The organism is Pseudomonas sp. UYIF39 (assembly GCF_029963765.1).
In the GTDB taxonomy this organism is placed as follows: Bacteria; Pseudomonadota; Gammaproteobacteria; order Pseudomonadales; family Pseudomonadaceae; genus Aquipseudomonas.
The window spans coordinates 156532-180238 of sequence record NZ_JALBYU010000007.1 but is presented as its reverse complement, the minus strand read 5'-3'; the positions used below and the strand labels follow the sequence as shown (position 1 = coordinate 180238).

Here is a 23707-nt window from a genome sequence, read left to right as displayed (position 1 = left end):
TGCTACTGGTCGCGTAACGGCTGATCAGAACAAATCGCCCGTCCTGCCAGCTCCTGACCATTCGCATCCTTCCAGCATCAGCAGTTGCTCCTTCGCCTCAAGCCCCCCGGCAAACCCGGTGAGTTTCCCCGAAGCGCCAATCACCCGATGACACGGCGCAACAATCGAAATCGGGTTCTTGCCATTCGCCGCACCCACCGCCCTCACCGCACTGGGATTGCCGATCTGCCGGGCTATCTCGCTATAGCTGCGGGTCTCGCCAAACGGAATGGTCAGCAACGCCGCCCAGACCTTCTTCTGAAATTCCGTCCCGGTAAATTCCAGTTCCAGGTCGAAACGACTGCGCGTGCCCGCAAAGTATTCCCGCAGCTGCTGAGCGGTGCGCATCAGGATCGGATTATCCGGCGCCTCGCGCATCGGCCCAAGCCGCACCCGGTCGGGTTTGTCGTTTTCCCAGAGGATGGCCGCCAGTCGTGAGTCGTTCGCGACCAGCTTCAACTCGCCCACCTTCGATGCGAGGGTGATGAAGGTGTAACTCATGCCGGTGGACTCCGTGAAAGTGCTGAGCATTGGCCAAGCATACTGCCTCGACGGGGAGGCGCAATGCGCAATCCCAGCCATACTTGCCTCTGCTCTTGAAGCCTTCCCTCTGTTTTTTTTACAGAGCCTAAAAACAAAAAGAGACCGACTCATGAAGTTCGAACCTTTTGCCAAATCGCTGATTGCGACCTCATTGGCGCTCAGCTGCCTCAGTGCTTACGCGGCCTCCGTGGCGCCGGTCGCGGCCGAAAACGGCATGGTCGTCACTGCCCAGCATCTGGCCAGTCACGTGGGCGTCGATGTGCTCAAGAACGGCGGCAACGCCGTCGATGCCGCGGTAGCGGTCGGTTATGCGCTGGCGGTGGTTTATCCCGCGGCCGGCAACCTGGGCGGCGGCGGTTTCATGACCATTCAGTTGGCGGACGGGCGCAAGACCTTCCTCGACTTCCGCGAAAAAGCACCGCTGGCCGCCACCGCCGACATGTACCTCGACAAGGAGGGCAACGTCGTCCCAGACCTGAGCACCCGTGGTCACTTGGCCGTTGGCGTGCCGGGCACGGTGTCGGGCATGGAACTGGCGCTGAAGAAATACGGCACCAAACACCGCAAGGACGTCATCGCCCCGGCCATCAAGCTCGCCGAAGACGGTTTTGTGCTGGAGCAGGGCGATGTCGAATTGCTGGAATACGCCACTGACGTGTTCAAGAAAGACATCAAGGATTCCGGTGCGATCTTCCTGAGCAACGGTGAGCCGATGCAAGTCGGTCAGAAACTGGTGCAAAAAGACCTCGGCAAGACCCTGCGGGAAATCTCCGAGAAGGGGGCCGACGGTTTCTATAAGGGCTGGGTGGCCGATGCCATCGTCACCGCCAGCCAGGCCAACAAAGGCATCATCACTCAGGCAGACCTCGACAAATACAAGACCCGCGAACTGGCCCCGATTGAATGCGATTACCGTGGCTACCATGTGGTCTCGGCACCGCCGCCCAGTTCCGGCGGCGTGGTGATTTGCGAGATCATGAACATTCTCGAAGGCTATCCGATGAAAGACCTGGGCTATCACTCGGCCCAGGGCATGCACTACCAGATCGAAGCGATGCGCCACGCTTATGTGGACCGCAACAGCTACCTGGGCGACCCGGATTTCGTGAAGAACCCGATCGACCATCTGCTGGATAAAAACTACGCCACCAAAATCCGTACCGCCATCGACCCGCAAAAGGCCGGTGTGTCCCGCGAGCTCAAACCCGGCGTAGCGCCACATGAAGGCAGCAACACCACCCACTACTCCATCGTCGATAAATGGGGCAACGCGGTCTCGGTGACCTACACCTTGAACGACTGGTTCGGCGCCGGCGTGATGGCCAGCAAAACCGGGGTCATTCTCAACGACGAAATGGATGACTTTACCTCGAAGATCGGCGTGCCGAACATGTACGGTCTGGTGCAAGGGGAGGCCAACGCCATCGCGCCCGGCAAGGCACCGCTGTCGTCCATGAGCCCGACCATTGTCACCAAGGACGGCAAAGTGGTGATGGTCGTCGGCACCCCCGGCGGCAGTCGCATCATCACCGCGACCTTGCTGACCATGCTCAACGTGATCGACTACGGGATGAACATCCAGGAAGCGGTCGATGCACCGCGTTTCCACCAGCAGTGGTTGCCGGAAGAGACCAACCTTGAGACCTTCACTACCAGTCCCGATACGGTGAAGATGCTCGAAAGTTGGGGGCATAAGTTCGCCGGACCACAGGACGCCAACCATGTGGCGGCGATTCTGGTAGGCGCACCGTCGCTGGAAGGCAAACCGGTCGGCAAAAACCGCTTCTATGGGGCGAACGATCCACGTCGTAACACTGGGTTGTCGCTCGGTTATTGAGGCAGATCTGAGGCCATCCAGATTCTTGAGGGTGGCCCCCGATCCCGTAGCAGCTGTCGAGCCTGCGAGGCTGCGTTCGACTGCGTAGCAGTCGTAAATGGTTGACCGCGTTCATTCAGGAAGACCACATTTGCTGGATTACGACCGCTCCGCGCTCGAACGCAGCCTCGCAGGCTCCGCCAGCTGCTACAAGTTAAAAGGGGAACGGATTCTAAATCCGTTGCCGATTCACCGACCCATCAAGGACGGGAACTCATGGCTACTGCACTGCTGATCATCGACGTCCAGCGCGCACTGTGCACTGGCGAGTACGAATGTTTTGAGATCAAGCGCGTTATCGAGAACATCAACGACCTCAGTGCCAAGGCTCGTGAAGCAGGCATCCCGGTCATCCTCATCCAGCACGAAGAAAAGGGCGACCAGATGCAACACGGTTCCGAAGGCTGGCAACTGGCCGAAAGCCTGAAGACTTCGCCGCAAGACCTTCGCGTGCGAAAAACCACTCGAGACTCCTTCTACCAGACCCACTTGCAAGCCCAATTGCAAGATTTTGGCACCGACCGCCTGATCATCTGCGGGTTGCAAACCGACTATTGCGTCAACGCCACCGTCCGCCAGGCCCTGAAGCTGGGCTATGACGTGGTGCTCGCCGCCGACGCGCACTCCACCGTCGACAACGGCAACCTCGCCGCCGAAGACATCATCACCGAGCACAACGCAGAACTGGCGCACTTGACGGGGCCAGTGGCGCGGATCGACGTTATGCCGACCAGCGAAATCCGGATCTGAAACGGGTGAGGGGTTTGCTCGGTTTGACGCTTACACGGCCCCGAAAATGTCGATCAACTCAGTCAGTAAAGCACTGACCAAATCCCGCTGACGCGCCGAATGCCGAACCGCCGCATGAAAGCCGACCTCATAGCGCAAAAGCTGAGGATTCAGCGGATGCAACTGCCCCAGTTGTTCATGCTTCGCCGCATAGTGCTGCGGCAGAAACCCCAAATGCTGGCCCGACAGAATGAGCAGGGCAGCGCCGTCCATGCTGTCCGTGAGCACCGTCAGGCGTTCTATCGAGGTGGGCGCCGGCATTTCCGGCAAAGGATGGCTTGGCCATACCCAATCGTAATCGCTGACGTCATCCCGGGTCAGTTCGCCCACTTGCTCAAACAGCGGATGAGTAGGGGCGCAGTAGGCGATCTGGGTTTCCTGGAACAACGCAAAGTAATCAATGTTGGGCAGGCGGTGCCAGAAATAGCCGATCGCCAGATCGATATGGCCGTTGATGATTTTCTCTTCCAGCAGCGATGACGACAACTCTGTGAAGTGGAAATACAGCCCCTCATGCCGGGACCGTAATCGCGCAATGGCCAAGGCGATTTTCTTGTTGGCAACCGGATCGATTTGACCGAGCAGGCCGATGTTGATATTGCCTGACACCTTGCGATTGATGTGCTGGACTTCAACCCGGAACCCCTCGGCAGCCGCCAGTAATCGACGGGCCGCCTCGACAAACTGGCTGCCTTTGGGTGTCACCGAAAATCCGCCGCGCCCGCGTTCGCAAAGACGAAACCCCACCCGCGCTTCCAGCGTCGCCAATTGCGCACTGATGGTGGGTTGAGTGGTATTGAGCGCCGTTTGCGCGGCCGAGATCCCGCCCGCCTCAACGACGGTCAGAAATACCCGGATCAAACGCAGATCCAGCTCCGATACAGTTCCCAGCATGCGTGCCCCCGATATTCACTCACATAGACGTGGATCTATGTAAACAGTGTGCCTGCGATATTTTACAGCCCTGAGCAACGCCCTACATTGCAATGAAATCGGCGCCTTGCCCATAAAAACAACAATTACCAGCATAGGAACACTCATATGTCAGGGTCCCCTCAATCTGCGCACGCCATCGAAGCGAGCAGCGGATTGGCCATCGAAGGCCACTCGATCGATTACATTCCGGAAAACGAACGTCACGCCAAACTCAGTAGCCAGGGCCCTTTCTGGTTTCTAGGCAACTTCCACTTCTTCACCATCTCCATCGGTTTTGTCGGCCCAAGCCTTGGCTTGTCGGCGCTGTGGACGATGTTGGCCGGAGCTCTGGGCATCATGTTCGGCACCATATTCATGGCGTTTCATGGCTCGCAAGGTCCGGAAATGGGCCTTCCACAAATGATCCAGTCGCGTGCGCAGTTTGGTTATCGCGGGGTGATCCTGGCCTTGATGGCGACGATGTTTGTGTTCGTCGGCTTCAACGTGGTGAACATCTCGCTGATCATGAACGGCCTCGAACACGTGTTTGGCATCGACCCGACCATCGTCGCCATTGCGGTGGTGCTGATTGGCGCGCTGCTGTCGATCTACGGCCACGACCTGATGCACAAAGCCTTCAAGTGGGCGTTGTTGGCCACGTTGCCGCTGTATGCGCTGGTCACCATCGCCTTGATGTTCGGCGCAGGCCAGGAAGGCGTCACCCCGGCGACCGACCTGGGTTTCAGCTGGATTGCATTCGCCACACTGTTTGCCATTGGCGCGAGCTACAACATTTCCTATGCGCCTTATGTCTCTGACTATTCCCGTTACCTGCCGAAAAACACCAGTCGACCAAAACTGATCGCCGCCGTATTCATCGGCGCGTCGCTGTCGGGCGGCTGGATGATCGGCCTCGGGGCCTGGCTTGCGCAGCAGTTGAAAGCGGCGGATGCGCTGGTGGCGCTGAATCAGGTCGGTTCGTCGATGATCCCAGGCCTGGGTAATGTGTTGGTGATTGTCTCGGTGGCGGGCTTTCTGCCGATCATCGCGCTCAACACCTACAGCGCCATGCTGACGTTGCTGACGGGGGTGGATTCGATCAAGAAAATCACACCGACACCTCGAGCCCGAGTGATGTCGATCTCCGTGATCAGCGTCATTCTGTTGACCTGTGTGCTGTCGATCAAAGGCGATGGCATCGCCCTGTTGAACACCTTCCTCGTGCTGCTCCTGTACTTCCTCGTGCCGTGGACCGCGGTCAATCTGGTGGACTACTTTTTCGTGCGCAAAGGCCGCTACGCGATCCCGCATTTCTTCACGCCGAAGGGCATTTACGGCGCCTGGCAATTTCGCGGCATCGTCTCTTATCTGACTGGCTTCGCCGCTATGGTGCCGTTCTTCTACATCTTTGATGCGGCGGCCGGCAAAGAGGTGTTTGTCGGGCCGCTGGCGCGGATGCTGGAAGGCGTGGATATCGCCTGGCTGGTTGGCCTGGTGGTTTCGGGCCTGACGTATTACCTGCTCAGCCGTTCGATAGACCTTGAGTACGAACGCCGGATTATCGATTCGATTACTGAGAGCGACATTGTTTCCATGGCTCATCAGTCTGTGGAGGAGGGGCGTTGAACAGCACCAAAAGTACCGTGGTCGCCTGCTGCCAGCTGGCGCCGAAAATAGGCGACCTCGCTTACAACCGGAAGCTGACCGAACGGGCGATTCGTTCGGCCGCTTACCAGGGCGCCCAGGTGGTGGTGCTACCTGAGCTGGTCCAGAGCGGCTACTTGTTTGCCGACCACAGCGAAGCCCTGTCCCTGGCGGAAACCGTCGAAGGGCCGACCTTGCTTCTGTGGACGGCGCTGGCCCGGGAATTGAACATCGTCGTGGTGGGGGGATTCTGCGAGCGGTTAGCCGGCGATGAACTGGCCAACAGTGCGGCAATGATCGATGCCCAAGGCCTGCGCGCCGTGTACCGCAAGGCGCACCTCTGGGATGGCGAGAACGAAATTTTCAGCGCCGGAAACGACGCGCCGCCGGTTGTAGAAACCGTTCATGGACGGATCGGCATGCTGATTTGCTACGACCTGGAATTCCCCGAGTGGGTGCGACTCCCGGCGCTGGCCGGTGCGGACCTGCTCTGCGCACCGGTCAATTGGCCCGATGGGCCACGGCCGCAAACCGAGCGTGCGGCCGAAGTTGTGCGAGTCCAGGCCAACGCCTCGGTCAACCGAATGTTCATCGCCGCCTGTGATCGGCATGGTCATGAACGTGGGGTCAGTTGGGTGCAAGGCTCGGTGATCGTCGATGCCGATGGCTACCCTGTAGCAGGGCCGGCGGAGCAGGGTGGCGAGCAGATTTTGTTGGCGACGCTGAATCTTGCTGAGGCGCGGAATAAGCGAATAAGTGCACGGAATGATTTGCATCGGGATCGGCGGTCGCAGTTGTATGGGTTGAGTAGTTTGGTTGAGTAATGCAGGGCCTCTATCGATAGGCGTCCGAATGCCCCTCTTCCCCGTAAGGCGTAAATAGACGGCACACGCATACCTGGGCATTGTCGAAGTCTTTTACATTCAAAACCAGGTTGCCGGGGGTATTGGCCCGATGCGCAAAGAACGGCATCCCGCCATTCACATGCATGAGCTTGGAGCGTGCCGGCTCCAGCCACTTATCATTACCCTGATCGTCATTGCCCTGAGGTTCGTCGGCCGCCACCGGCGTTACCGTAAGCCGGCAGGCTAGAAAGCATAAAAAACGGCGAACGAAAGGTCTGATCACCAGGTAGATCAGGTTGTGGGCAAAGGCTGCCAGTAATTCACCCGGCCAGGGCGCGTGTTTGCAGGTGGGGTGGTTCATTAGCGTTTCCCCAAGACGGTTGCAGAGGATGACTGCAGCACTTCCATTGAGTTGACAGGGTTACTTCATGCAACAAGCCAATGGATATAGGTACAGCTCCTCGACGTTTCCAACGTTCATGAACGGGAGAAGCTCACTCGGTCATTACATTGCAAGGATTGTGACAAAACATGTGCAATGACCTGAAGGTCCAGCAAACATTGGTCAGAGGCTGAAATTTTGTGCTAATCGAGACGCGAATATTGCTGGGGAACAGCACCCATTAGTGGGGGAGTTCGCTCCGAAATCGGGGGGAGGGCCGCTCTTTCTGCCCATTCCTGCTCATCTGCCCCCGGCAGTTTTTAAACGAACGTGACTGGACAACGGTGGCGCCCTATTGAGTATCGACGACGTGCGCCAAGCCGTGTCGAAGGTGGGCGAAGGAACGCTGTTGCGTGCCTGGGTTTTGCCGACCACCTTTAAAAAATTGCCGCGCAGTTGACGTTCAGTTGGCGACCAACAGTTCCGGGCCGAGGTAGTCGTTGATGTGGTCGATATCGTCGTCGCCCAGACTGCCCACCGAAGAGGCCAGGCGCAGGCGCGACATCAAGTAGCGCAGCTTGGCCTCGAACAGATCGTGGCGCGCAACGAAGAGCAGCTCTTCGGCATTGAGGACGTCCGAGTTGGTGCTGGTGCCGCCTTCTTTGAAGCCCTTGCGTGTCGAAGTCAGTGAGCGTTCGTTGGACTCCACTGCCCGCTCCAGCGCGTGAATACGTTGGGCGCCGCTCTCTACGCCACGATACTCGCGGGTGGTGCCGGTGATGACTTCCTGGCGCGTGGCGTCGAGTTCGTCCAGCGCCTTATAGCTATTGGCACTGGCCTGGCGTGTCAACGCGCTGGTGCCGCCACCGTTGTACAACGGAAAGTTTACTTCCAGCCCGATTGAGGCGTATCGGTTGCGTTGATTCAGCTCGGAGATTGATTGGCTCTCGCCCGCGGTGTAACCGGCAACGAAATCCAGTGTTGGCCAGTGGCCGGCCCTGGCGCGCTTTACTTCTTCTTCGGCGAGGTCGCTGCTATGCCGGCGCGCATGGATCAGCGGGCTGTCGGCCTGGGCTTTGACCAACCAGTCTTGCAGGTTGCTCGGTAGCAGCGGTGGCGTATCGAAGCTCGGACGCAAGGTGGTCAGCGATTCGGGGGTTTCACCGATGAATTCCTCAAGCTTGCGGCGCGCGTTGACCAGGTTGTCCTGCGCTTCGATCAGCTCAACCGCGGCGAGGTCGCGGCGAGCGGCCGACTCGTCGATGTCGGTGACGGTGCCGGCCCCCAACTCCATGCGCCGTTTCGCCGAGGCGAGTTGCTCGTCGAAGGCGCTCAGCTTGGACTTGGCAAGGGTGATGGTTTCGCTGGCCAGGAGCACGTCGAAATAGCTTTCAGCCAGGCGCACTGCGGCGTCCTGACTCTTGGCATCGAACACCGCGACGCTGTAGTCGGCACGCTGCTTGCCTTGGCGGTACTCGGCCATCTTCTGTTTGTTGAACAGCGGCTGGCGCAGGCGCACGTTAGCGCCCTTGGAGTCGTAGTCGAGATCCCTTTCGATGCCGCTCTGACGCTGGGTGCCATTGACCTTGTTGTCGTAGGCCGAGGCATTGATTTGCGGTAGCAGGCCGGCCATGCCGATGGCGCGGTTTTCCACACCGGCCTCCTTTTCATGCACGGCGGCGCGATAGACGGGGCCTTGGTACTGCAACAGATCCCAGGCTTGTTTGAGGTCCATGGCGCTGGCCGGAAGGGACAGCGCCAGCAGGCAGAAGAACAGGCAATGACGGTCCATTTCATTGTTCCTTGAAGGAGCTGTCAACACGCTCAAGCATTGGTTTGAGAAGGTAGCTCATCATGTTGCGCTCGCCCGTCTTGATGGTGACGCTGGCGGGCATACCGGGACGAATGTGATTGCTGCCAAGAAGGCTCATGCCATCGGGCGTAACTTCCACCTGAGCCAGATAAAACGGTTGCTTGCTTTCCTCGTCGAGCAGACGGTCGGCAGAGACGGTCTTCACGCGGCCGGGTATGTTGGGCGTCCGGGCATGGTTGAAGGCCGGGAAGGCGATGTCCACGGCCAGGCCGGGGACCATCTTGTCGATGGCCTGCACGGGGATCATCGCGTCGACTTGCAGCGGTTCGTTGTCCGGAACGATTTCCATGATCTTGAAGCCGGGCTGAATGATCCCGCCGATGGTAGCGATGCTCAGGGACTGGACCATGCCATCGATGGGCGATCGAATCACCGTGTGGGTCACTTCATAGTCCAGCGCACGCAAGCGGTCGGCCAAGGTGGTGTTTTCCTTGGCGGTGTCGGTGAGCTGCGATTCGACTTCCTTCAGGTAATCGTGCTGGCGCTGCAGGATGCGCAGCTTGATTTCGGTGGTCTGGCTACGCACGCGAGCGATGTTGTTGAGGTTTTCGGCCTGGCCGGCGGAGAGGTCGGCATTGCTGCGTTCCAGCTCAAGCAGACGGTTGCGCGGCACATAGCCTTCGGCCGCCAGCACGCGGGTGCCTTTCAGTTCCTGGTCGAGGAAGTTGATCTGCGAGGCACGGGCGCCATAGACCTGCTGCAGACCCTTGAGCTGCACCGCCGACGCCGCGAGGTTTTCCTGCAGGATGCTGATTTCACCAGCGAGGCCGGCACGCCGTGTGTCCAGCAGGCGTTGTTGCAGATCCATGGCGGCCACCAGGCGGTAGTCATTGCCGAAGCGCTTGAGCAATTCGGGATCGTAGTTCACCACATCGCGGCCGTCACGTTCCGCTTCCAGGCGGTTTTCCACAGTCTTGCTGACGATGTACTGAGCGCTGACCGCACCCTGTTCGGCAGCGGCACGCAGCGAGTCGAGGCGGACCACTTCCTGGCCCTTTTTCACTGTATCGCCTTCGCGAACAAGAATGGCCTCCACGGTACCGCCGCTCAGATGCTGCACAGCTTTGCGATTGCTGGTGACTTTTACCGTGCCTGTCGCTACCACGCCGGCATCCAGCGGCGCCAGCCAGGACCACAGGAGGAAGCCGCCGAAGCCGGCGAGCATCAGCAACATGCCCCAGCGCACGGGTTTGCCGACGTCCAGATCCACCACGTTCCTGGGATCGGCGAGAATCATGTCGGTGTGTTGGCTCATTTGCATGATCGGTTACTCCCGTGCTTTGACGGAGGCCAGCGGAGTTGACGCGCCTGCAGGCATCACACTGGCCTTGCGCAGCGCTGCGAATACTTCGTCGCGAGTGCCGAGCATCTGCACACCGCCGTCACGCAGCATCAGCACCTTATCGACGGCGCAGAGCACATTGGGACGGTGGGAAATCAGAATGACGGTGGCACCGCGGCTTTTGAGTTGGGCCAGCGCATCGACCAAGGCCTTTTCACCGACGTCGTCGAGGTTGGCGTTCGGCTCGTCCAGCACAATCAGATTGGGTTCTCCATACAGCGCGCGGGCTAAGGCGATGCGTTGCTTCTGGCCACCGGAAAGCGGACTGCCATCGGTGCCCAGACGGGTCTCATAACCCTGCGCAAGACGCAGGATCATCTCGTGCACTCCAGTCGTCCTGGCGGCGCTGATGACCGCGTCGCTGTCCACTTCGCCAAAGCGCGCAATGTTGTCGGCGATGGTGCCCTCGAACAGCTCCACGTCCTGTGGCAGGTAACCGAGCCAGGGGCCAAGTTCGCCCTTGTTCCAGGTGAATATGTCTGCGCCGTCCAGGCGCACCTTGCCGGCCTGTGCCGGCCAGACGCCGACCAACAGGCGGGCGAGGGTGGATTTGCCCGAGGCGGATGGACCAATAATGCCAAGGCTTTCGCCGGGGGAAAGGTTGAAGCTCACCCCGCGCAGAATCGTGTTGCCGGTGCCGGGGGCGCCGGCATACACATTTTCCACCGCCAGCATGCCCAGCGGCCGCTGCAGTGACATGCTCGGTGGCCGTTGCGGATAGTCGTTCAGCATCTCGTTCAACCGGCCCCAAGCCGAACGGCAGCCAAGCAGCTGCTTCCACGACGCGATGACTTGTTCCACCGGGCCCAGCGCGCGGCCGGTGAGGATCGAGCAAGCAATCATCATCCCGGGGGTGATCTTGCCTTCGATCGCCAGCAGCGCGCCGGCGCCGAGGATCAGCGACTGCAAAGTGATACGCACGAAGCGCCCGGTGCTGCTGATCAGGGCGGCACGGTCGGAGGCCAGGGTCTGCATTTCCAGTATGCGCAAATGGCTTTGGTACCAGCGCTTGCCGATCGACGGCAGCATGCCCATGGCCTCGATGACTTCGGCGTTGCGCAGGTTGTTGTTGGCGTAGCTGGCGGAGGAGAGGGCGGCCTGATTGGCTTCGGCCAGCGGCTTTTGCGTCGCCTTCTCGGTGAGATAAGCCAGGCCCACCAGAATCAGCGAGCCGATCAGCGTGACCAGTCCGAGCAGCGGGTGGATCAGATAGGCGACCAGCAGGTAGATCGGCGTCCATGGCGCATCAAAGAAAGCGAACAGGCCATTGCCGGTGAGGAACTGACGCACCTGCGCGAGATCCTGCAGGGCCTGGGCCGGATTACCTCCGGCGCGGCTCAGGTTGCGCTCGAATGCCGCGGTGAAAATGCGTCGATTGAGGTCCATGTCGAGGCAGTTACCGACCCGGATGAGCACGCGGGTGCGGAACATTTCCAGCGTGGCCATCAGCAAGAACAGGCCTATCACCAGAATGGTCAACATCGTCAACGTTGTGACGTTGCGACTGACCAAGGCCCGATCATAGACCTGCAGCATATAAATAGCTGGCGTCAACATCATGACGTTGATGACGCCGCTGAACCCTGCCAGCGAGTAAAAACTGCGGCGAAGTCGAAAAAGCGCGTCAGCCAGTTCTGATCGAGTGCTCGATTGTTTGTGCATTTGGGTGACCCCTCTTCGAAAAGCCGTTAGCCCTTGCGGCGCAACAGCTAACAGATGTAGTCCGCAGGCAGTTTGTCGATACGCAGGGTGGTCGCTCTAGGGCGGATCTCCTGCAAATCTCTGCGTTGCTTCCATAGCCAGCAACGTAGGTGGCGTCGAAACAATCTGAAATAACATTTCGCTCTAATGCTGCAATGAACTATCTATAAGTCTTTTAAAAACAGATAGTTGTGAGGTCAATCGCCAGTCGTCTGTTTTGCATGTCGTAAAATTGACAATTTTTCGCTGTGCGACTTTAGTCTCAGTCATTGAGGGAGCCGCTCGCCTGAAGCCTGTCAACTTTTTGGCAACGCAAGGTGTGATGATTTTCCCGATGGAGCACACCATGTCGATGATTTCGTTCTACTGCGGAGTGAAGGGGCTGTTCAGGAAGTTCGCCGTTACTTCAAGTTTCCATGGCCCACCCAAGGCTCGGGTTCGCTCTGCCTAATCGCCGAGCGAGCCATTCTTTCGCGAATTCCAGGCGTGCATCCCGGGGAGCCGTGTAACGGCTTTGCCATCCCGCGCCAGCGATCGCCAAAAAAAAAAGAACCAACACACTGCGCAAGCCAGCACCGGACTGGGCGCGGGAGGATTCTTATCGTCCCGTGTCCTTTCCCCAAAGAGATCGAGGGCAATCAAAATGGCCAATTTCAACAAGTCGGACCTGGAGTTCATCCTCAAGCAAATCTTCATCGCAGAAGCGCATGCCGACGGCGCCAGCCTCAGTGATTTGCTACCTAACAGCCAAGTGCCATTCGGCCTGCGTACCGTCGATGGCAGCTACAACAATCTGGTCGCCGGGCAAAGCGAGTTTGGCGCCGCGGACAATTCCTTCCTGCGCCTGCTTGATGCCCAGTATCGAGCGGCGTATGCCGCGTCAGGGACGGTGGTCGACCCGCAGCCACGGATTATCAGTAACCTGATTGTCGACCAGACCGCCAATAACCCGGCCGCAGTAGCGGCGAATGGCGGTGCAGACCCGGTGATCAGCCCCGGTCTGGATGGCGTGTTCGGCACGGCCGACGACAAGGAAGTGTTCTTCATCCCCAACGTGTCGGCGGACGCCGGTCTGACCGCCGGCTTCAACTCGTGGATGACCTTCTTCGGCCAGTTCTTCGACCACGGCCTCGACCTGGTCACCAAGAGCAGTACCGACTTCGTTTTTATTCCGTTGCAGCCGGACGATCCGTTGTTCGTACCGGGCAGCCCGACCAACTTCATGGTGCTGCCACGTGCAGTGCATACCCCCGGCGCGGACGGAATACTCGGCACTGCCGATGATGGCCAGCCCAACACCACCTCGCCGTTCGTGGACCAAAGCCAAACTTACAGCTCGCACCCCTCGCATCAGGTGTTCCTGCGCGAGTATGTCCTCAACGCGGCAGGTGACCCTGTTGCAACGGGGCGCTTGATTACCAACCGCGATCTCGGCGCCGACGGCAAGTTCGGCACTGCCGATGATGGCGACGGCGAAAATGGCGGCATGGCGACCTGGGCAGTGGTCAAGGCCCAGGCCCGTGACATTCTCGGCATCAACCTGACCGACGCTGATGTGCACAACGTGCCGCTGCTGGCAACGGATGCGTATGGCAACTTCATCCGGGGGGCGAGCGGCATGCCGCAGGTGGTGATGCGCGTCAGCAACGGTGCTGACGGGATCGCCGGGACAGCGGATGACGTCACTCAACTGGTCGAAGGCAATCGGGATGCTCCGATCAGCCTGGCCAGCGCCGTGAGCGCCGGGCATGGCTTCCTCGACGACATCGCCCACAATGCCGCGCCGGTAGTCGTCGGCGGGGTTCTGCAGGCGGATGCTGACACTGATATTGGCAATGCTCAGCCGGTTGGTGCGGGCGGCAACAACCTGACCTACGACAACGAACTGCTCGACGCTCACTACATTGCCGGCGACGGCCGGGTGAACGAGAACATCGGCCTGACCACTGTGCACCATGTGTTCCACTCCGAGCACAACCGCCTGGTCCAGCAAACCAAGGACACCCTCCTTGCCGCCGGCGATCTGGCCTTCCTCAATGAGTGGCTGGTGGACGACGTGGCCGCCATACCGACTACACCCGCTGGAATCGCGGCGTTGGTGTGGGACGGCGAACGCCTGTTCCAGGCCGCCAAGTTCGGCACCGAGATGCAGTACCAGCACCTGGTGTTCGAGGAGTTCGCGCGGACCGTTCAGCCGCAGATCGACGGATTCCTTGCCCCCAACGGGTATGACACCTCGATCAACCCGGCAATCCTCGCCGAGTTCGCCCACGTGGTGTACCGCTTCGGTCACTCGATGTTGACCGAGACCGTCGATCGCTTCGACCCCGAATTCAATCCGCTCCTCACTGACCCGAATAACCCGGACTCGCAAATGGGGCTGATCGCGGCCTTCCTCAACCCGCTGGCGTTTGCCGGCAGCGGGGCTACTGCGGACGAAGCGGCAGGGGCGATCATTCGCGGTGTGACCCGTCAGCTAGGCAATGAGATCGACGAGTTCGTCACCGAAGCGTTGCGCAACAATCTGCTCGGTCTGCCGCTCGATTTGCCGGCCCTGAACCTGGCGCGCGGTCGCGACACTGGCATCCCCACGTTGAATGAAGCGCGCCGTGAGATGTACGCATCAACCGGCGACAGCCAACTCAAGTCGTACATCAGTTGGACTGACTTTGCGGACCACCTCAAGCACCCCGAGTCGCTGGTCAACTTCATCGCTGCCTATGGCACGCATGACACGATTACGGCGGCGACCACCCTGGCAGACAAACGCGCTGCAGCCTTGGCGCTGGTATTCGGCGGTGCTGGTTCACCGGCTGACCGCCTGGACTTCCTTAACAGCACCGGTGCCTTTGCCAACGTAACGCTGGCCGGCAAGGATGGGCTGCCGGGTACTGCCGACGACGTGACGGGTGTGACGATCACGGGCCTCGACGACATCGACTTCTGGGTCGGTGGCCTCGCCGAGGAGAAAATGCCGTTCGGCGGCATGCTCGGCTCGACGTTCAACTTCGTGTTTGAAACCCAGCTGGAGGCGTTGCAGAACGGCGACCGCTTCTACTACCTGTCGCGTACCGCGGGCCTGAACTTCGGCACCGAGTTGGAGAACAACTCCTTTGCCAAGCTGATCATGCTCAACAGCGATGTCACCCACCTGTCGAACACCGTGTTCCTGACGCCGACGTTCAGCCTCGAAGTGAATCAGGCCAATCAGTTCACTAACCTTGGCGCGGACGGCAGCGCCGATCCGACGGGCGGCCTCATGATCAACGGAGTGGAAATCGTGCCGCTGGTGATCCGCGACAACCCCAACACCGTGGGAGCGGACAGTAATTATCTGCAATACACCGGTGAAGACCATGTTGTCCTAGGCGGTACCGCCGGAAATGACATCATCATCTCCGGTGACGGCGATGACACTGTTTACGGCGACGGCGGTAACGATCGCCTCGAAGGCGGTGCCGGCAACGATGCGGTACTGGGCGGTGCGGGCGATGACATCATCACCGACTCGTTCGGCGACAACCGTCTGGAAGGTAATGCCGGCAACGATGTGATCGTGGCCGGTAGCATGCTGGTTGCAGGCAACCTGATCCTGGGGGGCGACGGCCAGGACTTCATCGTCACCACCGAAGACATCACCACCACCTTCGGCGGTCAGGGTGACGATTTCATCCTCGGCGCCAAGACCAACCTGCCACCTACCGGCAACGAAGGTGATGACTGGATCGAGAAAGGCACCCAGGACGGTGCACCTGGCGATAACGCCGCGCCGTTGCTCACTGACGATACGATCGGCAACGACATCTTTGTCGGTGGTGGTGGCTTCGACGAAATGATCGGCGAGGGTGGCGATGACATCTTTGTCGGCAGCGATGCCCAGGACAAGATGGACGGCATGTCCGGTTTCGACTGGGTGACCTACAAGAATGACAGGGTCGGCGTGACCGTCGACCTGTCCTTGGCCGCGCTGGCTCAGCCACACGGCAACGCGCCAAACCAGAACACCGGGGTGTTCAATCCGGTCGGTGCCTCGCCGGCCTCGATTCTCGACCGTTTTGCCGAGGTCGAAGGCTTGTCCGGTTCGAAGTTCGCCGATGTGCTCAAAGGCGATGATGTTGATGCGGTCACGATCATCAACCACGGTGGTGCCACGGGCGGTGCACTGACCAATGTGGCGTTGATCCGCGGACTGGAGCAGTTTCTGGCCGATGCCGGTTTGCCGACCACCGGTTTTGCCACGGGCAACATCATTCTCGGTGGCAATGGCAGTGACCTGATCGAGGGTCGCGGTGGCGATGATCTGATCGACGGCGACAAATGGATCAACGTCAGAATTGCAGTGTATGCCCCCGGTGACACCAACCATACCGGCCCCGAGATCGCCACCTTCGACAGCATGGTCGATATGATTCCGTTCATGCTGGACGGCACGTATAACCCGGGTCAGCTCAAGGCTGTACGGGAAATCATGCCCGGCACCTCGACGGGCGGGGCGGCCTTCGACACCGCCATTTACTCCGGGCTTCAGTCCGAGTATGTGGTGACGCGTGACACCCGCGGTACGGCCAATGTGGCGGACGATGTCTGGACGGTGACCGATACCGAAGTGGGTCGTGACGGCACCGATACCTTGCTGCATATCGAACGCCTGCAATTCGCCGATACCCAGCAAGTGCTGGTGACGGGGCTGAACGCACAACCGGTGGGCAGGCCGACCGTCACGGACGGAAACGGCGGCGCGATCACCGTGGGCGACACACTGACGGTGAGCATGGCCGGTGTGCGCGATGCCAACAACATCGGGCTGGGTAACCTGCAGGGTACTGTCAACAACACCTCAGTGTCCTACTACTGGCAGTTCGAATCCACGCCTGGCAGTGGCGTGTTCGAAGACATCATCCTGCTGCCTGCAGGTGACCTGGCGTTCCAAAGTGCCGACGGCACCTCGTTCAAGGTCTCCCCGGACCTTGCCGGGCTGTCACTGCGGGTCAAGGCGATCTACCTGGATGGTCATGGCACGACTGAAATAGTGTTCTCGCAGCCGACGGCCGTGGTGGTTCCCGGCGCGCCGGTTGTGCCGACGGTGCAGGCACCGGTAGTCGATGCCACTGCGGGTGGCGAGGGCCTTCACATGGTCCGCTCCGACCTCAACTTCATTCTTGATCAGATCAAGATTGCCGAGGCAGACGCGGCCGGTCAGGACATCCTCTCGCTGATCCCGAATATCCGCGCGCCGTTGGGCCTGCGTGCGGTCGATGGCTCGAACAACAATCTGATGAACCTCAACGGCATTAACAACACCGAGTTTGGTGCCGCGGATAACACCTTCCCGCGTTTGACCGATCCGGTCTTCAATCCGGCGGAAGGTGCACCTGCCGGCTTCTTTGGCCCCGGCTCGCCAGCCATCCCGGGATCGTCTTACCAGCAGAACAGCGGCTATGTGTTTGACTCGCAGCCGCGCACCATCAGTAATCTGATCGTCGACCAGACGTCGAACAACCCGGCGGCCTATGCCACGGCTTACGACGTGGGCGCGGACGGTGTGCTCAACTTCGGCACGGTGGATAACGACGACGTGCTCAAGGATGGCGTACGGATAGTCGCCAGCCCCGGCATGGATGGTCAGTTCGGTACTGCCGACGACCACGATGTGTATCTGTTCGAGAACACCGCGGCGGATGCGGGGTTGTCCGCGCCGTTCAACGCCTGGATGACCTTCTTCGGGCAGTTCTTCGACCACGGTCTGGACCTGGTGACCAAAGGCGGTTCGGGCACCATCTTCATCCCGCTGCAACCGGATGATCCGCTGTATGTGCCAGGCGGCCACACTAACTTCATGGTGCTGACCCGCGCGACCAACCAGCCAGGGGCGGATGGCGTTCTTGGCACGGCCGACGACATTCATGAACACACCAACACCACCTCGCCTTTCGTGGACCAAAACCAGACCTACAGCTCTCACCCGTCGCACCAGGTTTTCCTGCGCGGTTATGAGCTGACCGACAACGGCCCGATCGCAACCGGCAGGCTGATCACTAACCGTGACCTGGGGGCGGATGGCAAATATGGTACCGCGGACGACAGCGAAATCGGCGGTATGGCGACCTGGAAGGTGGTCAAGGCGCAGGCCAACGACATTCTGGGGATCCACCTTACCGATGCCGACGTCGAAAACGGCCCGCTGTTGGCGACTGACGCCTATGGCAATTTCATCAAGGGGCCGAATGGCTTCCCGATGGTCGTGATGAAGGGGGCTGACGGTCTTGGTGGCACCGCTGATGACGTGCTTGTCGAAGGCAATCCACTTTCTCCCATTAGCCTGACCAATGCTGTGCGCACCGGTCACCAGTTCCTCGCCGACATCGCCCACAATGCAGCGCCGGTGTTCAGCAGTGGTGTACTCGTGCCTGACGCGGATACCGACATTGGCAACGCAGTGCCGTTTAATCCGCAAACTGGGGCCAATCTGGCCTACGACAACGAACTGTTGGATGCGCACTACATCGCTGGCGACGGCCGGGTCAACGAGAACATTGGCCTGACCGCGGTGCATGCGATCTTCCACTCTGAGCACAATCGGCTGGTCGCGCAGACCAAGGACACCGTGCTCGATTCGGGTGACGTGGCCTTCCTCAACGAGTGGTTGCTCACTCCGGTGAGCGGGTTGCCAGCCAACCAGGCTGAGATCGATGCGCTGGTGTGGAATGGCGAGCGCTTGTTCCAGGCTGCCAAGTTCGGCACCGAGATGCAGTATCAGCACTTGGTGTTCGAGGAGTTTGCCAGGACTATCCAGCCCAGGGTCGACCTGTTCTTCGCACCGACCCAGGTCTATGACGTTGACCTCGATGCCTCGATCGTCGCCGAGTTCGCCCATACCGTGTACCGGTTTGGCCACTCGATGCTGACCGAGACCGTCGATCGCTTCGACGTCGACTTCAACGTGATCGGCGATCCGAACAGCGCTGATCCTGATCAGCAACTCGGCCTGATCGCGGCGTTCCTCAACCCGTTGGCGTATGCCGCCAGTGGCGTGACGCCCGAAGATGCGACCAGTGCGATCGTGCGTGGGATGACTCGGCAAGCCGGTAACGAAATCGACGAGTTCGTCACCGAGGCGCTGCGCAACAACCTGCTCGGCCTGCCGCTCGACCTGCCAGCGCTGAACATCGCCCGTGGCCGCGACGTGGGGATTCCTTCGCTCAATGCGGTCCGCCGCGACATCTACAGCCAAACCGGTGATACCCAACTCAAGCCGTACACCAGCTGGGTCGACCTGGTGCAGCACCTCAAACATCCGGAGTCGTTGATCAACTTCATCGCGGCCTATGGCACGCATGACACGATCACGGAGGCGACCACACTGGAAGGCAAACGCGCTGCCGCCATGGCGCTGGTATTTGGTGGTGCTGATGCGCCGGCTGACCGCCTGGACTTCCTCAACGGCAGCAATACCTGGGCCAACGTAACGCAGGCCGGCAAGGATGGGGCGCTGGGGACTGCCGACGATCTGAAGGGAGTGACGATCACGGGCGTCGATGCCATCGACCTCTGGATCGGCGGCCTGGCCGAAGAGAAAACGCCGTTCGGCGGCATGCTCGGCTCGACCTTCAACTTCGTGTTCGAGAACCAGCTGGAAAAACTGCAGGACGGTGACCGCTTCTACTACCTGGAGCGTACCGCTGGCCTGTCGATGAACGCCGAACTGGAAAGCAACTCGTTCGCCAAGCTGATCATGGCCAACACTTCGGCCACGCACTTGCCGGGCCTGGTGTTCTCGGACCCTGGGTTCTATCTGGAAAGGGATCAGACCAAGCAGTACAACGATGGCCTGGGCAACGCCGATCCGCTTGGCGAGAACGGCGAGCAGGTGGTGTTCCGCGACAACCCGCTGACCGCGGGGCCGGACACCAACTACATCCGGTACTCGGGTGAAGAGCACATCGTGCTGGGCGGTACCAACGGCGCAGACATCCTCGTTTCGAGTGAGGGCGATGACACGGTCTGGGGTGACGGCGGCAACGATCGCATTGACGGCGGTTACGGCAACGACCAACTGCGCGGTGGCGCCGGCGACGACATCATCACTGATGTCGGCGGCGACGATAACATCCAGGGTGGCGACGGCAACGACGTGCTGCATGGTGGCAACGGCGTCAACCTGATCATTGGCGGGTTCGGCAATGACTTCATCGTGACCGGTGAGGACGCTTCCGAGGCCATTGGTGGCCAGGGCAACGACTTCATCCTGGGCAGCAAAGCCAACGAACAGGACATGGGTAACGAAGGCGACGACTGGATCGAGAAGGGCACTTCGGACGGTGCACCTGGCGACAACTTCGACCCGGCTGGCAATGACCCGGTGATCGGCCACGATGTGTTCATCGGCGGTAACGAGAACGATAAGTTCAACGGCGAAGGCGGCGACGACATCATGGTAGGCAGTCTCGGCCTGGGTGACCGCTATATCGGCGGCTCCGGCTATGACTGGGCGACCTTCAAGGGGCTCGCCCAAGGCGTGACCATCGATTACACCGACCGCTTTTTCGATGTTCCACCGATGCCAGGTTCGGGTGCTTCGGCGCTGGTACGTTTCGACATCATGGAAGGTCTATCGGGTTCATCGCACGGTGACTTCCTGCGCGGTGATAACGAAGATGCCACTTCGCTGCCTACTGCGGGTGCAACCGGCAGTGTGCTGACCAACATCAACCTGATCAACGGCCTGGCTGATTTGCTGCCAGACGGAGCGACGTTCTTCGATGGCGGCAACATCATCCTCGGCGGTAGCGGTAGCGACCTGATCGAAGGTCGCGGTGGTGACGACATCATCGATGGTGACAAGTGGCTGAACGTACGCATCAGCGTACGGGCGAATGCTGATGGGACTGGCCCGGAAATCGCCACGTTCGACAGCATGGAGCCGATGGTGCAGCTGATGCTGAACGGTACTTACAACCCGGGCCAGTTGGTCATCGTGCGGGAGATTCTGACCGGCGATAACAGCTTCGACACCGCGTTGTTCTCCGGTAATTTGGGTGAATACGGCATCGAGATCGATGGGGACACAGTCATAGTGACCGACTCGGTGGCGGGGCGTGATGGCGTCGATCACCTGACGGGCATCGAGCGTCTGCAGTTCGCTGACGTGGCGCAATCGTCCGGAGTGGGCACCGCACAAAACAACGACCCATTGGGTCATCTGGCAATCCTCGATGCTGCCACCGGTGTGCGTGACGGAACGCCTGTCGCCGGCCAGTTGCTGCGCGTCAGTGATCGGGGGGTGCACGACGCGGACAACCAAAGCGTGGCTAACCCGACCGGTGCGGTAACTGGTGCGGTGGCTTACTACTGGCAGGTCGAAAACATTCCCGGCTCGGGCATCTTTGAAGACATCACCTTTGTCGCCGCTGGCGAGGCAACGCGGGCGACTGGCACCACCTTCCGGGTAGGGGCCGATGAGGCGGGTCTGAACATCCGCGTTCGCGCGGTGTACCAGGATGCCAAGGGCACGCTGGAGATCGTCGACTCGTCCGGGAACAGTACACCGACCGAAGGGCCGACCGTTACCGGGCTTGCCGTGCAGAACCAGCTGTTGACCGCTGACCCGGCGAGCATCGTCGACCTCGATGGCCTGAGCAATCCGCAGTTCACCTACCAGTGGCAGGCGAACGACGGGCTTGGCTTCGTCAACATTGCCGGCGCTACCGGTAGCACGTTCGCGCTTGGCCAGGCTCAGGTCGGCCAGGAAGTGCGCGTGGTGATGGGTTACGTGGATGACTTCGGTGTGACCGAAAGCGTTTCGTCCAACATCCTGGGGCCGGTGGATAACGTCAACGATGCACCGACTGCAGGGCCGAGCGTAACCGGGCTTGCAGTGCAGAACCAGGTGTTGACTGCTAACCCGGCGAGCATCATCGACGTTGATGGCCTCAGCAATCCTCAGTTCACCTACCAATGGCAGGCGAACAACGGGTCTGGCTTCGTCAACATCGCCGGAGCTACCAGTAGCACGTTCGCGCTTGGCCAGGCTCAGGTCGGCCAGGCAGTGCGCGTGGTGGTCGGTTACGTGGATGACTTCGGTGCGGCCGAAAGCGTTTCGTCCAACATCCTGGGGCCGGTGGCCAACGTCAACGATGCACCGACAGGTGTGTTGCTGATCAGTGATACGACACCGGATCAAGGGCAGGTGCTGACCGCGCTGACGGGTGGGATTGCCGATCCGGATGGGCTGGGCACCTTCAGCTTCCAGTGGCAGCAAGGTGTCGGCGCGTCCTTCACTAACATCAACGGCGCGACTGCTGCGACCTTCACCCCTGGTGCGGCGCAGGTCAACCTGCAACTGCGAGTGATCGTGCGCTACACCGATGGCTTCGGCACGCTGGAGTCGGTGACATCTGCGGCGACGGCGGCGGTTGTGATACAGGGCGTGGTACTGCAGGGCAATGCTTTGGCGAACACCCTCACCGGGACCGCGGGTAACGATGTGCTGTCTGGCCTGGGCGGGAACGATACGCTGAATGGCCTCGCCGGTATCGACCAGTTGTTTGGCGGCACTGGCAACGACATTCTCAACGGTGGAGACGACAACGACGTCCTCAATGGCGAGGACGGCAACGACACCCTCAACGGTGGGTTCGGCGCGGATGCCATGAGCGGCGGTGCCGGCAATGACACGTTTGTGGTCGACAACGTCGGTGACCTTGTCACCGAGGCGCTGGGTGGTGGTACCGATCTGGTGCAAACCAGCCTGACGAACTACCTGCTCGGTGCCAACGTCGAGAACCTGACCTATACAGGAACCGGTAACTTCACCGGTACCGGTAACGCGCTAGCCAACACCATCACCGGCGGGGTGGGTAACGACTTCCTCAATGGCGGTGCAGGTGCTGACCGGATGTTGGGGGGAGCCGGCAACGATACCTACGTCGTCGATGCAGCCTTGGACGTGGTGGTCGAGGTGGCGGGTGGCGGTACGGACACCGTGCAGACTTCGCTGGCCAGCTACACGCTGGGCACTGATGTCGAGAATCTGACCTACACCGGAGTCGGCAACTTCGTCGGCAACGGTAACGGGTTGAATAACGTCATCACCGGCGGGGTGGGTAATGACACCCTCAATGGTGGCGGCGGCAACGACATCCTCACCGGCAACGGCGGCAACGACACACTGAATGGCGACGCCGGTAACGACCAACTGTTCGGTGGCATTGGTACGGATACCCTCAACGGCGGCACTGGCGATGACAGCCTCGACGGCGGTGATGGGGCGGATGTCTTGAATGGTGGAACAGGCAACGACACGCTGCTCGGTGGTGACGGTAACGACACATTGTTGGGTGGTAGCGGCAATGACTTTATCGATGGCGGTGCCGGCGACGATACGGTCACTGGCGGTGCTGGCAACGACATAATGGTTGCCAGCAGTGGCAACGATATCTTCATGTTCGCAGCGGGCTTCGGGACCGATCAGATCATCGGCTTCGATGCCAACCCGGTGGGAGGCCAGGACCGGCTCGATATTTCCGCATTCGGCGTCACTGCTGCGACCTTTGCCGCCAGCGTCATCATCACCGATGTCGGTGCGGATACCTTGATCAGCTCCGCAGGAATAGCTGACTCCATCCGCCTGGTCGGTGTGGCCGATGCAACAACCGTCACTGCCGCAGACTTCATTCTCGCCACTTGAGGTCCTGATCAGTACGGTCGCAGACGCGTGAAAAGCGGAGGGGAGGGCATGGATGCCCTCCCTTTTTTTCTT

The 23707-nt window shown here is 60.1% G+C and carries 11 protein-coding genes; 5 read left to right on the top strand and 6 right to left on the bottom strand.

The features are described 5' to 3' along the window. Positions 1–24: 24 nt before the first annotated feature. Positions 25–540 carry a methylated-DNA--[protein]-cysteine S-methyltransferase gene (locus tag MO767_RS12020; protein WP_282480671.1) on the bottom strand — a complete coding sequence of 172 codons (516 nt, stop codon included), beginning with the start codon at positions 538–540 and terminating at the stop codon, positions 25–27. Between the two features lie 151 nt (positions 541–691). Between MO767_RS12020 and ggt the strand changes: the two genes are divergently transcribed. Both ggt and MO767_RS12010 read left to right on the top strand, forming a co-directional pair. Next, positions 692–2419 carry a gamma-glutamyltransferase gene (ggt, locus tag MO767_RS12015; protein WP_282480670.1) on the top strand — a complete coding sequence of 576 codons (1728 nt, stop codon included), beginning with the start codon at positions 692–694 and terminating at the stop codon, positions 2417–2419. Between the two features lie 255 nt (positions 2420–2674). Beyond that, complete coding sequence (locus tag MO767_RS12010) at positions 2675–3208, top strand: cysteine hydrolase family protein (protein WP_282480669.1); 534 nt, start codon at positions 2675–2677, stop codon at positions 3206–3208. A gap of 30 nt (positions 3209–3238) precedes the next feature. Here the strand turns inward: MO767_RS12010 and MO767_RS12005 are convergent, their stop codons facing one another. Next, a complete protein-coding gene (locus tag MO767_RS12005) occupies positions 3239–4141 on the bottom strand; it encodes a LysR family transcriptional regulator (RefSeq protein ID WP_282480668.1) in 903 nt (300 codons plus the stop codon). A gap of 147 nt (positions 4142–4288) precedes the next feature. Here MO767_RS12005 and MO767_RS12000 point away from each other — a divergent pair, with 147 nt between their 5' ends. Next, positions 4289–5788, top strand: a complete 1500-nt coding sequence (locus tag MO767_RS12000) for a cytosine permease (RefSeq protein WP_282480667.1) — start codon at positions 4289–4291, stop codon at positions 5786–5788. Further along, positions 5785–6630 (top strand): nitrilase family protein, encoded by an 846-nt coding sequence (locus MO767_RS11995; RefSeq protein WP_282480666.1) that lies wholly within the window; start codon positions 5785–5787, stop codon positions 6628–6630. The genes MO767_RS12000 and MO767_RS11995 overlap by 4 nt, the downstream gene beginning before the upstream one ends. Before the next feature lie 10 nt (positions 6631–6640). Here the strand turns inward: MO767_RS11995 and MO767_RS11990 are convergent, their stop codons facing one another. From MO767_RS11990 to MO767_RS11975, 4 genes are all read right to left on the bottom strand, one after another. Continuing rightward, on the bottom strand, positions 6641–7012 hold the full coding sequence (locus tag MO767_RS11990; RefSeq protein ID WP_349016919.1) for a hypothetical protein: 372 nt from the start codon (positions 7010–7012) through the stop codon (positions 6641–6643). A gap of 484 nt (positions 7013–7496) precedes the next feature. Further along, complete coding sequence (locus MO767_RS11985; RefSeq protein WP_282480665.1) at positions 7497–8825, bottom strand: TolC family outer membrane protein; 1329 nt, start codon at positions 8823–8825, stop codon at positions 7497–7499. 1 nt (position 8826) lies between these two features. Further along, complete coding sequence (locus MO767_RS11980) at positions 8827–10167, bottom strand: HlyD family type I secretion periplasmic adaptor subunit (protein WP_282480664.1); 1341 nt, start codon at positions 10165–10167, stop codon at positions 8827–8829. Positions 10168–10173: 6 nt separating this feature from the next. Beyond that, positions 10174–11910, bottom strand: coding sequence for a type I secretion system permease/ATPase (locus MO767_RS11975; protein WP_282480663.1), 1737 nt, complete (start codon positions 11908–11910; stop codon positions 10174–10176). 682 nt (positions 11911–12592) lie between these two features. Here MO767_RS11975 and MO767_RS11970 point away from each other — a divergent pair. Beyond that, positions 12593–23635 (top strand): peroxidase family protein, encoded by an 11043-nt coding sequence (locus MO767_RS11970; protein WP_282480662.1) that lies wholly within the window; start codon positions 12593–12595, stop codon positions 23633–23635. Positions 23636–23707 lie beyond the last annotated feature (72 nt).

What these genes read in the sequence shown, in the direction of transcription:
- MO767_RS12020 (WP_282480671.1), bottom strand. Translation starts at nt 540, where the DNA reads ATGAGTTACACCTTCATCACCCTCGCATCGAAGGTGGGCGAGTTGAAG.
- ggt (WP_282480670.1), top strand. Translation starts at nt 692, where the DNA reads ATGAAGTTCGAACCTTTTGCCAAATCGCTGATTGCGACCTCATTGGCG.
- MO767_RS12010 (WP_282480669.1), top strand. Translation starts at nt 2,675, where the DNA reads ATGGCTACTGCACTGCTGATCATCGACGTCCAGCGCGCACTGTGCACT.
- MO767_RS12005 (WP_282480668.1), bottom strand. Translation starts at nt 4,141, where the DNA reads ATGCTGGGAACTGTATCGGAGCTGGATCTGCGTTTGATCCGGGTATTT.
- MO767_RS12000 (WP_282480667.1), top strand. Translation starts at nt 4,289, where the DNA reads ATGTCAGGGTCCCCTCAATCTGCGCACGCCATCGAAGCGAGCAGCGGA.
- MO767_RS11990 (WP_349016919.1), bottom strand. Translation starts at nt 7,012, where the DNA reads ATGAACCACCCCACCTGCAAACACGCGCCCTGGCCGGGTGAATTACTG.
- MO767_RS11985 (WP_282480665.1), bottom strand. Translation starts at nt 8,825, where the DNA reads ATGGACCGTCATTGCCTGTTCTTCTGCCTGCTGGCGCTGTCCCTTCCG.
- MO767_RS11980 (WP_282480664.1), bottom strand. Translation starts at nt 10,167, where the DNA reads ATGCAAATGAGCCAACACACCGACATGATTCTCGCCGATCCCAGGAAC.
- MO767_RS11975 (WP_282480663.1), bottom strand. Translation starts at nt 11,910, where the DNA reads ATGCACAAACAATCGAGCACTCGATCAGAACTGGCTGACGCGCTTTTT.
- MO767_RS11970 (WP_282480662.1), top strand. Translation starts at nt 12,593, where the DNA reads ATGGCCAATTTCAACAAGTCGGACCTGGAGTTCATCCTCAAGCAAATC.